General features: G+C 69.0%; 12 protein-coding genes. 5 read left to right on the forward strand and 7 right to left on the reverse strand.

Annotated elements, in window-relative coordinates:
• Positions 1-3: 3 nt before the first annotated feature.
• Complete coding sequence (locus KDK82_RS15755; protein WP_088165579.1) at positions 4-945, reverse strand: AraC family transcriptional regulator; 942 nt, start codon at positions 943-945, stop codon at positions 4-6.
• A 153-nt stretch (positions 946-1098) separates the two neighbouring features.
• Positions 1099-1872 carry a helix-turn-helix domain-containing protein gene (locus tag KDK82_RS15760; protein ID WP_088165580.1) on the reverse strand — a complete coding sequence of 258 codons (774 nt, stop codon included), beginning with the start codon at positions 1870-1872 and terminating at the stop codon, positions 1099-1101.
• Positions 1873-2053: 181 nt separating this feature from the next.
• Between KDK82_RS15760 and KDK82_RS15765 the strand changes: the two genes are divergently transcribed.
• Positions 2054-3322, forward strand: a complete 1269-nt coding sequence (locus tag KDK82_RS15765; protein WP_088165581.1) for an MFS transporter — start codon at positions 2054-2056, stop codon at positions 3320-3322.
• 9 nt (positions 3323-3331) lie between these two features.
• On the opposite strand, the gene KDK82_RS15770 is transcribed toward KDK82_RS15765, so the two are convergent.
• The gene (locus KDK82_RS15770) at positions 3332-4375 is read right to left on the reverse strand and encodes a tripartite tricarboxylate transporter substrate binding protein (RefSeq protein WP_088165582.1); all 1044 of its coding nucleotides are present in this window, start codon (positions 4373-4375) and stop codon (positions 3332-3334) included.
• A 193-nt stretch (positions 4376-4568) separates the two neighbouring features.
• On the opposite strand from KDK82_RS15770, the gene KDK82_RS15775 reads away from it, so the two are divergent.
• Together KDK82_RS15775 and KDK82_RS15780 are read left to right on the forward strand one after the other, a co-directional pair.
• Positions 4569-6341, forward strand: coding sequence for an IlvD/Edd family dehydratase (locus KDK82_RS15775; RefSeq protein ID WP_088165583.1), 1773 nt, complete (start codon positions 4569-4571; stop codon positions 6339-6341).
• 57 nt (positions 6342-6398) lie between these two features.
• Entirely contained in the window at positions 6399-7091 is a 693-nt protein-coding gene (locus tag KDK82_RS15780) for a GntR family transcriptional regulator (protein WP_088165584.1), read from the forward strand.
• Between the two features lie 34 nt (positions 7092-7125).
• Here KDK82_RS15780 and KDK82_RS15785 read toward each other — a convergent pair whose 3' ends face one another.
• Positions 7126-7959, reverse strand: a complete 834-nt coding sequence (locus tag KDK82_RS15785) for a helix-turn-helix domain-containing protein (RefSeq protein ID WP_088165585.1) — start codon at positions 7957-7959, stop codon at positions 7126-7128.
• A gap of 70 nt (positions 7960-8029) precedes the next feature.
• Between KDK82_RS15785 and KDK82_RS15790 the strand changes: the two genes are divergently transcribed.
• Together KDK82_RS15790 and KDK82_RS15795 are read left to right on the forward strand one after the other, a co-directional pair.
• On the forward strand, positions 8030-8692 hold the full coding sequence (locus KDK82_RS15790) for an MSMEG_1061 family FMN-dependent PPOX-type flavoprotein (RefSeq protein ID WP_088165586.1): 663 nt from the start codon (positions 8030-8032) through the stop codon (positions 8690-8692).
• A gap of 28 nt (positions 8693-8720) precedes the next feature.
• Positions 8721-9116, forward strand: a complete 396-nt coding sequence (locus KDK82_RS15795) for a hypothetical protein (RefSeq protein ID WP_088165587.1) — start codon at positions 8721-8723, stop codon at positions 9114-9116.
• 57 nt (positions 9117-9173) lie between these two features.
• Here KDK82_RS15795 and KDK82_RS15800 read toward each other — a convergent pair whose 3' ends face one another.
• From KDK82_RS15800 to KDK82_RS15815, 3 genes are all read right to left on the reverse strand, one after another.
• Complete coding sequence (locus tag KDK82_RS15800; protein WP_143343481.1) at positions 9174-9527, reverse strand: hypothetical protein; 354 nt, start codon at positions 9525-9527, stop codon at positions 9174-9176.
• A gap of 738 nt (positions 9528-10265) precedes the next feature.
• Positions 10266-10778: an MgtC/SapB family protein gene (locus tag KDK82_RS15810; protein WP_012207634.1), complete on the reverse strand. Its 513-nt coding sequence runs from the start codon at positions 10776-10778 to the stop codon at positions 10266-10268.
• Between the two features lie 115 nt (positions 10779-10893).
• Complete coding sequence (locus KDK82_RS15815; protein WP_088165589.1) at positions 10894-12327, reverse strand: chloride channel protein; 1434 nt, start codon at positions 12325-12327, stop codon at positions 10894-10896.
• Positions 12328-12427: the final 100 nt, after the last annotated feature.

The raw sequence follows: 12427 nt of genomic DNA on the forward strand, positions 1-12427 counted from the left end.
GGCTCAGCAGCAGCGTGCCTGCGCGCGCTGCCAGGCGCCGGGCTGCTCGCCCATCACGCGCTTGAAGGCACGCGAGAAGGCCGCATAGGACTCGTAGCCCACGGCCTCGGCCACCTGGCCTATGGCCTCGCCCTGGGCCAGCCGGCGTGCCGCCAGCTGCATGCGCAGCAGCAGCAGGAATTGCTGGGGCGGCTGGCCGCAGGCCTCGGCAAACTGCCGAAAGAACGTGGCGCGCGACAGGCACACGCGCGCGGCCATGTCGGCCACGCTCCAGTTGCGTGCCGGGTCGCGCAGCAGCTCGGCCACCAGCGGCGCAAAGCCCGGCCGGCGCAGCAGGCTCCAGATGCCGCGCGCCCGCGCATCGCCATGCGCGAGCTGGCGCAGGCCGTAGAAGAACAGCAGGCCCACCAGCCGGTCCATCACGGCCGAGGGCTCGGTGCCCGTGCGCAGCGCCTCGGCGCGCATCAGGTCGAACAGCATGGAGGCGCCGCTCATCGCATGGTCGTCGCCGCGCAGCACCAGATGGTCGGGGAAGGCATCGACCAGCAGGCCGCGCATGGGCCCCTCGAAGGTGAAGAAGCCGCAGGCCAGCGCCGTCTCTCCGATGCCGGCATCGCCAGTGGCGGGACGCATGGCCTGCGGGGCGCAGGCCATGTCCGGGTCGGCATAGGGCGAGATGAAATGCGGCACATCGCGCGAGAGGAACACGCCGTCGCGCGGCTGCAGCTCCACCGAAGGCTGGCCCGGCAGGTGCAGCCAGCAGCGCCCGTCCAGGATCAGGTGAAAGCTGGCCCGCGCGCGCCCCGCCGTGGAGGCCCGCCAGCGCCCGCAGTACTGCCCCACATGGAACACGCTGGCGCGCCATTGCAGGCCGTTGAGCAGGCCGTCGATGACGCGATCGACCTGCGCTTCGGCCGCGCTGTCGGGGACTGGGTCGGGTAGCACGGTGGTACAGGCAAGGCAGTGGAGGGAATGCGGCCGGCCAGTATCGCCACGATGCAGGCGCGGGGGAACGAATCTTTGGGCATATGCTTGTGCCGCAATCGATATCTGGATCTGCATCAAGGCCGCCCGGCCCGACCTTGGTCCGGTCGTGCCTCAGCGCTGGAAGCCCGAAGGCGGCACCCCGAAATGCCTTTTGAACATGGCCGTGAACGCGCTCTGGCTGGCGTAGCCGCAATCGAGGGCGATGTCGATGATGCGCTCGCCCGCCGCAATGCGGCCCAGCGCAAACATCAGCCGCGCCTGCTCGCGCCACTGGGCGAAGGGCATGCCGGTTTCCTTCACGAACAGGCGCTGCAGCGTCTTGGCGCTCACGCCCAGGCGCTGCGCCCAGTGTTCGGCGGTGGCGGTGTCGGCAGGCTCGCGCATCAGGGCCTCGCAGACCTGGCACAGCCGCGCATCGGTGGACAGGGGCAGGTGCAGGGGCAGCACCTCGGCGGCGCGCAGTTCATCGACCAGCAGGTGCATCAGGCGCTCGTCGCGGCTGCCTTCGGCATAGTCCAGCGGCACGCCGACGGCGGCCACCACCAGCTCGCGCAGCAGGGGCGACACGTTGACCACGCAGGTGCGCGCGGGCAGGTCCGCAAAGGCCGAGGCGTCGATGTAGGCCGTGCGCATCTTCACGTCGCCCGACATGCGCACATCGTGCTCGGCGTCGGCCTCTATCCACAGTCCCCGGTTGGGCGGCACCAGCCAGGAGCCGGAATGCAGCTGCACCGACATCACGCCTTCGATCGCATACAGCAGCTGGCCGCGCGGGTGGGAGTGCCAGCCCGTGCTGGTGCCATGCGCCCAGTTGGCCTCCATGGCGGCCATGGGGCGCCCGGTCTGGTGGTACTTGAGGTATATGCGCGGCAGTTCTGCGGCCATGGGGCTTCCCGTCCTGTGCGGTTCTATGCGGCTCTATGCGGCTCTCTGTCCCGATCTCGACAATTGAAGTCAGTATAGAGAGAGACAGACGGGCACCAAACGCCTATCTTCGATCCCACGGCCCATTGACCTTCGTCAACGCCGGACCCTGACCGTGCCGCCCTGCGGGGCCCTTTCCTCCATGACAAGCAACACCACCACTCTTGGCGCCCCGGGCGAGCTGGGCGCGCCTGCGACGCACGCCCATCCGGCGCCCGCCCATCCAGCACCCAGCCATGCCGCGCAGGGCTTTTTGCTGCGCATCGTCGGCGCCGCCGCCTTTGCCCACCTGCTCAACGACCTGATCCAGGCCGTGCTGCCGGCCGTCTATCCCATGCTCAAGACGGAGTTCTCGCTGAGCTTCGCGCAGATCGGCTGGATCTCCCTGGTCTACCAGGTCACGGCCTCGCTGCTGCAGCCCTGGATCGGCCTGTACACCGACAAGCATCCCAAGCCCTACCTGCTGCCGCTGGGCATGGTGGTGACGCTGGTGGGCGTGGGCCTGCTGGCCCTGTCCACCAGCTACCCCATGCTGCTGGCCGCCGCGTCGCTGATCGGCGTGGGCTCGTCCACCTTCCACCCCGAGGCCTCGCGCGTGGCGCGGCTGGCCTCGGGCGGGCGATTCGGCACGGCGCAATCGACCTTCCAGGTGGGCGGCAACACGGGCTCGGCCATCGGCCCGCTGATGGTGGCGGCCATCGTCATTCCGTTTGGCCAGCATGCGATCGCCTGGTTCATGCTGGTGGCGCTGCTGGCCATATGGGTGCTGCTGCGCATCACGCACTGGCGCCTGCACCATGCGCCGGCCAAGGTGGTGGCGGCCGGCCAGCATGCGCTGACGGTGCTGAACCGCTCGCAGGTCATCCGCGCGGTGACCGTGATCTGCGTGCTGATGTTCGCCAAGTTCGTCTACATCGCGGCCTTTGCCAACTACTTCACCTTCTATCTGATCGAGCGCTTCGCCCTGCCCGTGCAGCAGTCGCAGCTGTACCTGTTCGCCTTCCTGGCGGCCGTGGCGGCGGGCACCTTCGCGGGCGGCCCGGTGGGCGACCGCATAGGGCGCAAGGCCGTGATCTGGGTGTCCTTCCTGGGCGTGGCGCCGTTTGCGCTGCTGCTGCCGCATGCCGACCTGTTCTGGACGGCCGTGCTGTCCATCGTCATCGGCCTGGTCATGTCCTCGGCCTTTGCGGCGCTGGTGGTCTATGCCCAGGAGGCCGTGCCCGGCCGCGTGGGCCTGGTCTCGGGGCTGATGTTCGGCCTCATGTTCGGCATCGGCGGCCTGGGGGCTGCCGGCATGGGCAACCTGGCCGACACCCACGGCATCGTCTGGGTGTACAGCCTGGTGGCCTACCTGCCGCTGCTGGGGCTGGCAACGGCCTTTTTGCCGGAAACGCGGGCCCGGCGACGCTGAGGCGCAGCCTCAATCCGGCTGTATGCCCGCCTGCCGGATCACGGCGGACCAGCGCGCCACCTCCTCGGCGATCTGGGCTCGCGCCTCGGCAGGCGTGGTGAAGGTGGGCATGGCGCCCTGGGCGACCAGGGCGTCCTTCACTTCCTGCTGCCCCATCACCTCCTTGAGCGCGCCGCTGAGCCGGGCGACGATGGGCGCGGGCGTGCCCGCAGGCGCCAGCAGGCCGAACATCGACGTCACCTCAAAGCCCGACAGCCCGGCCTCGGCCGTGGTGGGAATGTCGGCAATGGAGGGCACGCGCTGCGCCGTGGTCACGGCCAGGGCGCGCAGGCGGCCGCCCTTGATGAAGCCCTGCGTGGCGGGCAGGGTGTCGAACACCACATCCACCTGGCTGCCCATCAAATCGTTGAGCGCCGGCGTGCTGCCCTTGTAGGGCACGTGGGTCAGCGGCACGCCCGCCTGCCGCTTGAACAGCTCGGCCGCCAGATGCTGGGGCGAGCCATTGCCCGAGGAGCCGTAGTTCAGCCCGCCCGGCTTCGCTTTGGCCAGCGCGATGAACTCCGCCAGATTGGCCGATGTCACCGACGGCCCCACGGTCACCACCAGTGGCACGCGGCCCACCACGCCAATGGGCGCAAAGCTCTTGTCCATGGTGAAGCCCGCCGTGGACGCCATGAGCACGCTGTTGATGGAATGGCTGGTCAGCGCGCCCAGCAGCAGGGTGTAGCCATCGGGCTTTTCCTTGGCCACGGCGGCGGCGCCCAGGTTGCCGGCCGCGCCCGCCCGGTTCTCCACCACCACGGGCTGGCCCAGCGACAGCGAGAGTCTTTGCCCCACCACGCGCCCGATCACGTCGGTGGCGCCGCCGGGCGTGTAGGGAACGACCAGCTTGATGGGCCGGGCCGGATACCCGGCGCTGGCAGCGGCGTCGGTTGCGGCGCTGGCTGCGGCACTGGCTGCGGTGGGCAACGCCAGGCCTGCGCCCAGGGTCAGCAGTGCGGCGCCCAGCAGGGCGCGCCGGTTGGGCGGATGAGAGCGGTGTGCGGCGGTCATGGATGTCTCCTTGTCTTGTGTCGGAAAAACATGTCCGGCAGCAGACCGGACACGGCCGCATGGTTGGTCAATTGGATTATTAATAATATAGGTGATAACTCCGATGATAATTTGAGGGCAGCGCCGCTATCCTGCCGTCAACGCAAGGCAGCGCCTGCCTTCGCTCCCCACTCCAGACCCACGGACCGCCGCCATGACCGACCCCAAGACGCCCTCCCCGGCCCACGACATCACCCCCGCCGACGCCGAAAGCGGCATATCGAAGGGCCTGACCAACTACGGCGACCGGGGCTTTTCGCTGTTTCTGCGCAAGGCCTTCATCAAGGGCGCGGGCTATACGGACTCGGCGCTGCAGCGCCCCGTCATCGGCATTGCCAACACGGGCAGCAGCTACAACCCCTGCCACGGCAACGCGCCCCAGCTGATCGAGGCCGTCAAGCGCGGCGTCATGCTGGCGGGTGGCCTGCCCATGGACTTCCCCACCATCTCGGTGCACGAAAGCTTCTCGGCGCCGACCAGCATGTACCTGCGCAACCTCATGTCCATGGACACCGAGGAGATGATCCGCGCCCAGCCCATGGATGCCGTCGTGCTCATCGGCGGCTGCGACAAGACGGTGCCGGCCCAGTTGATGGGCGCGGCCTCGGCGGGCATCCCGGCCATCCAGCTGATCACCGGGTCGATGCTCACCGGCTCGCACCGCAGCGAGCGCGTGGGCGCCTGCACGGACTGCCGCCGCTACTGGGGCAAGTTCCGCGCCGAAGAGATCGACGCCGAAGAGATCGCCGACGTGAACAACCAGCTGGTGGCCAGCGTGGGCACCTGCTCCGTCATGGGCACGGCCAGCACCATGGCCTGCATTGCCGAGGCGCTGGGCATGACCGTGCCCGGCGGCGCCTCGTCCCCCGCCGTCACGGCCGACCGCATCCGCATCGCCGAGCAGACCGGCACCGAGGCCGTGCGCATGGCGCGCGAGCGCCTGACCATCGACAAAATCCTCACGCCCGCCGCCTTCGAGAACGCCATGCGCGTGCTGCTGGCCATTGGCGGCTCCACCAACGGCATCGTGCACCTGGCCGCCATTGCGGGGCGCATGGGCTATGACATCGACCTCAAGGCCCTGGACCGCATGGGCCGCGACACGCCCGTGCTGCTGGACCTCAAGCCCTCGGGCGATCACTACATGGAGGACTTCCACCACGCGGGCGGCATGGCCACGCTGCTGCGCGAGCTCAAGCCCCTGCTGAACCTGGACGCCCTCACCGTCACCGGCCGCACGCTGGGCGAAGAGATCGACCGCGCCGGCCCCGGCTTTGCGCAGGACGTGGTGCGCCCGCGCTCCAACCCCATCTACCCGCAGGGTGGCATCGCCGTGCTGCAGGGCAACCTGGCGCCGGGCGGCGCCATCATCAAGCAGTCGGCCGCCCATCCCCGGCTCATGGAGCACGAAGGCCGCGCCGTGGTCTTCGAGAACGCGGCCGACCTGGCCCACCGCATCGACAGCGACGATCTGGACGTGACCGCCGACGACATCCTCGTGCTCAAGAACATCGGCCCCAAGGGTGCGCCCGGCATGCCCGAGGCGGGCTACATCCCCATCCCGCGCAAGCTGGCGCGGGCCGGCGTCAAGGACATCGTGCGCATCTCCGACGGGCGCATGAGCGGCACGGCCTTCGGCACCATCGTGCTGCATGTCACGCCGGAGTCGGCCGTGGGCGGCCCGCTCGCCCATGTGCACAACGGCGACCGCATCACGCTGTCGGTGGCGCGGCGCGAGCTCACGCTGCAGGTCAGCGACGAGGAACTGGCCCGCCGCGCCCGGCTCAACCCCGTGACCGAGCCCACGGCCGAACGCGGCTACCGCAAGCTCTTTCTCACCACCGTGAACCAGGCCGACCAGGGCGTGGACTTCGACTTCCTGCGCTGCGCCACCGAACGCGGCACCATTCCCGGCCCGCGCGAATAGTCGGCGCAGGCGGTCAATTCGGACAAAATGGCGTCTTTGTCCCAACCGCTTGTATTGATGGTCGTTGCCGCCCCATTGCCGATTTCCCTGGATGCAGAACCCGCGCCGGCACCGGACGCCCTGGGCGCCATGGTGGCCGCGCTGGAAGAGGACGTGGTCTTCGGCCGGCTGCACCCGCGCGAGCGCCTGGTCGAAGACGACCTCATGGCCCGCTTCGACGTCAAGCGCCACATCGCCCGCGAGGCCCTGGCCGCGCTGGACCGCATGGGCCTCATTGAGCGCCGCAAGAACGTCGGCGCCCTGGTGCGCTCCTTCTCCACCCAGGAAGTGCAGGAACTGTACGAGCTGCGCGGCATGCTCGAAGTGGAGGCCGCGCGCAAGATCCCCCTGCCCGTGCCGGCCGAGAGGCTCGAACGCCTGACCTCCATCCAGCAGCAGCACGACGCCGCCGTGGTCGAAGGCAACGCGCGCCTGGTGTTCCGCATCAACCTGGCCTTTCACCAGGAACTGTTTGCGCTGGCGGGCAACGACACGCTGCACAAGGCCATCACCGAATACGCGCGCCAGACGCACCCCATCCGCTTCGCCTCCCTGGTCTCGGCCGACTACCGCGAGCGCGCACGCCAGGAACACTGGCAAATGATCGAAGCCCTGCGCGCCCAGGACCGCGACGCACTGGTGCGCCTGTGCGCCGAGCACCTGCTGCCCTCGCGCGATGCGTATCTGAATGCGCAGTTGCAGCGGTTGTAGGTGAAGTCCTTAGCTGGGCGGGCAGTGCAGCCCCTCAGTCCCGAGCCGTCCCCAGCCTCCCCCGGTACGCTGCAGGCGTCTCCCCGAACGTGCGCCGGAACAAGCCGATGAAGGCGCTGGCCGTGGAGTAGCCCAGGTCCAGCGCGATGTTCGTTACCGGCGCACCGGCGGCCAGCATCTCCAGCGAGCGCATCAGCCGCGCGCGCTGGCGCCAGGCGGTGAAGCTGAAGCCGGTTTCCGAGACAAAGCGCCGGCTCAGCGTGCGCGAGCTGACGGCGGCCCAGCGCGCCCAGGCCTCCAGGTCGCGGGCATCGGCCGGGTCGGCGATCAGTGCGCGGGCGATGCGCTGCAGGCGCGGGTCTGCGGGCAGGGGCAGGCCCAGGGGCTCCACGGGCAGGGTGCGGATCTCGTCCAGGATCACCGCCATCACATGGGCGCGGGCCTGGTCCGCCGAAGGGCCTGGCTGCACGGGCTGCGTTGTGGGCACGCCTTGCTGCCATCCCCAGCCGGCGGCGCGCAGCACGGCCTCACGCAGCAGGCCTGAGGTGCGGATGGCGCAGGGCCGCTGCGGCAGGTCGGCGCAGGCCGGCTCCGCCACGTAGACGCTCCAGCCGTGGAAGGGACCATGGGAGCGGCCCGAATGCAACTGGTGCGGCGGCAGCCACACGGCATGGATGGCGGGCACAACCCATACCGCGTCTTCCACTCCCACCGACAGCAGCCCGCGCAGCGAGCCGAACAGCTGGCCGCGCGCGTGGCGGTGCGGCTCGGAGGCCAGCTCCTCGTCCTGGCTGCCCACGGCTGCGATCAGCACGGGGCCATCGGCACGGTTCACATGGCTGACCAGTTCAAGAATGGCATCGGGCATGGCGTCTTTGAGCTATTTGTTGGCTGATCCAGTCTACAGCCGCCAACGCCTTTGTTCTTACGCTTGTGCCATGCACACAGACAACACCGCCCTTGCAGACCCGCCAGGCCCGGCCATCGACCTGGATTCGCTCTACGCCGCCCCGGCAGAAAGAATCCAGAAGGCCGTGCGCGACCGCCTGTCCGACTTCCACGAGGCCTATCTGCGCCAGGCCAGCTTCTTTTGCCTGGCCACGGCCGGCGAACGCGGCCTGGATGCCTCGCCGCGCGGCGGGCCGCCCGGCTTTGTGCAGGTGCTGGACGAGCGCACCGTGGCCTTTGCCGACTGGCCCGGCAACAACCGCATCGAATCCCTGCGCAACCTGCAGGCCGATGACCGCCTGGCCATGCTCTTCCTGTTCCCGGGGCTGGACATCTTCCTGCGCATCAACGGACGCGGCCGCATCTCCACCGACCCCCATCTGCTGCAGGAGCTGAGCGAAGGCCGGGGCACGCCCAAGACCGCCACCGTGGTGCTGGTCGACGAGGTGCTGCTGCACTGCGGCAAGGCCATCCACCGCTCCAGCCTCTGGAACCCGTCAAGCCATCTGGACCGCGCCGCCCTGCCCACCGTGGGCCAGATGATGGCCGCCCTCACGCAGTTGGCCGACGCCACGGCGCCCGCCATGGATGCCGCCCAACAGGAACAGGCCAACGCCCACTACGCCCATGCGGTCAGGCACGACCTGTACTGATGCCCTGCTTTTTCCCAGGAACCATGACATGCTGATCGATACCTCCCGCTTTCCCCTGGTCTACCTGCGCGAGCATGCGGCGCAGGAGGCCCGCACCAACGAAGACGCATCGGCCGAAGGCCAGCTGGAATCGCTGCTCGATCAGGGCCGGCAATTCGTGCTGCTCACCGAACACCTGCCCGGCGACCACCCCGAGGAAAGCCACGAAGAGCGCAAGCAGCGCGCCCTGTTCTTCAAGCGCAACCGCGAACGCATGCGCCAGCTGTGCCGGGGCATGGTCGTCATCACGGGCGACCGCGCCGTGCCCACCGCCCTGCGTCTGGCCGTGCAGGGCATGGGCAAGGCGCTGGGCATGCGGGTTGCGTTCGTGCAGGCGGAGGATGAGGCGCAGGCGTGTTCGCGGGAGCTGCTGGCCAGCGCCTGAGCAGGCGCCGGCCCCCTCAGCGCGCACCTGGCCCGGTACACGCTGCACGCTGCGGCGCTATGCCGCCGACTCCCGCAAGGCCTGCGCCACGCGCGCCTCATCGGCTGCCTTCTCGGCCTCGCGCAGCCGCCGTTGGGCCAGATTGCGGTAGGTGCTGCCAGCCGTGATCGCCTTGCTTCTGGAGCAGTCGCCCGTGAACAGGGCGCTGTGGCGAATCGTCTTCAAGGCCTCGGCCACCACGTCCAGCCGCTGGCAGCCCTCCGGCGTCTCCAGCCACTTCAAGGCCATCTGCGCCGTGGCCGAGATCTCGGCGCAGCCCTCATCCACCAGCTTGTGGATCTCGGAGATATCGCGCGTCAGCCGCTCGATCCTGGCGGCCGAGGTCTTGGCCTGTTCCTTGGTCTGCTTCATGGCTGCGCCCTCCGTGCGAGGGTGTTTGAGAGCCGCGCCAGACCGCAAGACAGAGACGACTGAAGTGAAGAGATTACCGAGGCCGTGCAGGCCATCGGGCGAGAGACATTCGCCATGGTTTCGTACTCCTGTGTGAGACGAAAGCCACCAGCCCTCGTTCTTACGCGCAGACAGGTGGACGGGATGTTAAGAACACGCACACAGGCGTGCGGACGCCCTCACGGGTAGCCCCATCCCGTCCAAAACCATGTGGACGAGCGGGTGCTATGCCCACTCATACAAGTGTTCAGACGTGATAAGGCTTCGCTTTCGGGGAAGCGCTGCCGCTGTGTGAAGGTGTTCTTACGCACCAGCCCCCGGACAGGGGGCCGACGCAGATGATAGGGGCTTCCGAGGCCAAACTACGCGATCACACCGCTCAACTACCTGGGCAACGACCTGTTCAACCCCGCCTGCAACCGGGGCACGCGCCTGAACAGCTTTGCGCTGGGCGACACGCTGTCGCTGATGGGTAGCCGCACGCTGGTGATGGCCGGCGTACGCCGCCAGAGTGGATTTCCAAAGGCATGCGTGCATGGCCAGGCAAAGCCATGCTCGAACGCGACTGCCCATCGGGAATTGGCCAACGCTTCGCAAGCTTCACTGGCTGGGTTCGTATGTTTGCCATGTTCACGTGGCACGAACATCAGGAAAAAGCGAACAAAGCCGGAATACTAGGCTTCAGGCCGCAGCCCGCCCTCAAGTCTCGCGCGGCTTGGTATCCGGCTCCGCGTCCGCCTGCGGGGGCGGCGCACTGACCACGTGCGGCAGCATCACGAGGATGACGATGGCCAGCAGCGTGGCCAGCAGCGCTATGGCTTCGCGCCCCAGGCCGCAGGCCACGCCGATGGCGGCCGTCATCCAGATGCCGGCGGCCGTGGTCAGGCCCTGCACCTGTTCCTCGGAGTGGCGCTTGATGATGGCGCCCGCGCCCAGGAAGCCCACGCCGGCCACCACGCCCTGGATCACGCGGCTCATGTCGGCAATGCCCATGCCTCCGCGCTCGGGCACCAGCACGAACAGCGCCGCGCCCATGGCCACCAGCATGTGGGTGCGCAGGCCAGCGGCCTTGCCCTTGTGTTCTCGCTCGTAGCCGACGATGCCGCCCAGCAGGGCCGCCAGCAGCAGGCGCACCATGACGCGCGTGACCTCGGCCGCATCGGGCAGGCTGGAGAATTCCTCGGCCAGGGTGCTGGTTACTTCCTCCCACATGGCGCGTTCCTTTCCTCGGGTTGTGCGTCAGGACTCAGGAAGCGAGCATGGCGTGGCGTGCAGCGCGCCCAGGCCATCGCCCTTCGCCATTGCCTGTCAGCCAAGCGCGCCCGGCTCAGGCGCCTGCGGGCTTGTCCTGGTCCTTGGGGGGTGCAGCCGGCTCTGCGGGGCTGGCGGGCTCCGGTTCCGGCGCGGCGGCCGGTGCAGGCTCAGTTGCAGGTGCAGGCTCGGGAGCAGGTGCAGGCACCAGACTCAGCATGTGCTGGGCCAGCGTCTCGTACAGCGGCCGGGCCAGCATGCGCGAGACCAGGCTGGCCAGCATGGCAGCGGCCATGAGGCTGAGCACCATGGAGTGGCCGTCCACCATCTCCATCACGATGATGAAGGCCGTCAGCGGCGCCTGCGTCACGGCGGCCAGGAAGGCGGCCATGCCCATGGCGATGAGGGCGGGCGCAATGTCTGCGCCCATGAGGCCGGCCACGTTGTGGCCCACGCCCGCGCCAATCGACAGCGAGGGCGCGAAGATGCCGCCCGGCACGCCCACCCAGGCCGACAGCCAGGTGGCGATGAACTTCAGGGTGACGTAGAACGAGGGCACGTCGGCCTGGCCCGCCAGCATGTGCTTGACGGCCTCCGAGCCCGCGCCGAAGGTGGCGCCCCCCGTGACCATGCCGATGACGGCGATCACCAGCGCGATCGCCGCCGCGAAGCGGATGGGAAAGCGCGCACGCAGCTGGTTGAGCCGCTCGGGCGTGCGGGTCAGCGAAGCGGCCAGCAGCTTGGCGAAGAGGCCTCCCAGCACGCCGCAGGCCAGGGTCACGCACAGGCCGGGCAGAAGCGCGTCCCAGGTCAGGTGGGGCACCTGGATGCGCCCGAAATAACTGAGGTTGCCGAAGGCCGACACGCCCATCAGGCCGGCCAGCACGATGGCCGCGATGATCAGGCCGCTGGAGCGCGACTCCAGCTTGCGCGACAGCTCCTCGATGGCGAAGACCACGCCCGCCAGCGGCGCGTTGAAGGCCGCCGCAATGCCGGCGGCGCCGCCGGCCACCAGCAGCGCATGGTGGCTGATGCCCGAATGCGGCCCGAACCAGCGCCGCGCATGGTGCATGACACCGGCGGCCACCTGCACCGAAGGCCCCTCGCGCCCGATCGACAGCCCCGCCGCAAAGCCCGCGCTGGCCAGGGCCATCTTGGCGAAGGACAGCCACAGCGACACGAAGCGCCCGCGCTGCGCGGGGTCCAGCGCCGGGTCCAGCGTGGCGATCACCTGCGGAATGCCCGACCCCGCCGCGCCCGGCGCCCAGCGCCGCGTGAGCCACACGGCGCCCGCCGTGACGGCAGGCATCCACAGCAGAACGGCCCAGCCGCCCTGCCAGTGGTAGATGCTCTCGAAGAGTTCAAAGCCCGCGTCGGCCATCAGCGTGAAGGCCACCACGCACAGCCCGGCGGCGGCCGCATAGGCCAGCACGATGGTGCGGTCCAGCCAGCGCCTGCCGTCCCGGAATTCCTGGTTCAGGTTGTGGAGGAAGTCGGGTTCTTGCTGCATCGCGTGAAGAGGCTGGGCGAAAGCTCTTCATTGTGCACAAGCCCGGCCACAGGGGCTGTGGCCAGCGGCAATGCCTACTTCACCGCTGCGTTGATGGCCG

Source organism: Delftia sp. K82 (assembly GCF_002193035.1).
Lineage (GTDB): Bacteria > Pseudomonadota > Gammaproteobacteria > Burkholderiales > Burkholderiaceae_C > Comamonas > Comamonas acidovorans.

Excerpts from the sequence above, each read along its gene's own strand:
- KDK82_RS15760 (WP_088165580.1), bottom strand. The coding sequence starts at position 1,872 with ATGGCCGCAGAACTGCCGCGCATATACCTCAAGTACCACCAGACCGGG.
- KDK82_RS15765 (WP_088165581.1), top strand. The coding sequence starts at position 2,054 with ATGACAAGCAACACCACCACTCTTGGCGCCCCGGGCGAGCTGGGCGCG.
- KDK82_RS15770 (WP_088165582.1), bottom strand. The coding sequence starts at position 4,375 with ATGACCGCCGCACACCGCTCTCATCCGCCCAACCGGCGCGCCCTGCTG.
- KDK82_RS15775 (WP_088165583.1), top strand. The coding sequence starts at position 4,569 with ATGACCGACCCCAAGACGCCCTCCCCGGCCCACGACATCACCCCCGCC.
- KDK82_RS15780 (WP_088165584.1), top strand. The coding sequence starts at position 6,399 with ATGGTCGTTGCCGCCCCATTGCCGATTTCCCTGGATGCAGAACCCGCG.
- KDK82_RS15785 (WP_088165585.1), bottom strand. The coding sequence starts at position 7,959 with ATGCCCGATGCCATTCTTGAACTGGTCAGCCATGTGAACCGTGCCGAT.
- KDK82_RS15790 (WP_088165586.1), top strand. The coding sequence starts at position 8,030 with ATGCACACAGACAACACCGCCCTTGCAGACCCGCCAGGCCCGGCCATC.
- KDK82_RS15795 (WP_088165587.1), top strand. The coding sequence starts at position 8,721 with ATGCTGATCGATACCTCCCGCTTTCCCCTGGTCTACCTGCGCGAGCAT.
- KDK82_RS15800 (WP_143343481.1), bottom strand. The coding sequence starts at position 9,527 with ATGAAGCAGACCAAGGAACAGGCCAAGACCTCGGCCGCCAGGATCGAG.
- KDK82_RS15810 (WP_012207634.1), bottom strand. The coding sequence starts at position 10,778 with ATGTGGGAGGAAGTAACCAGCACCCTGGCCGAGGAATTCTCCAGCCTG.
- KDK82_RS15815 (WP_088165589.1), bottom strand. The coding sequence starts at position 12,327 with ATGCAGCAAGAACCCGACTTCCTCCACAACCTGAACCAGGAATTCCGG.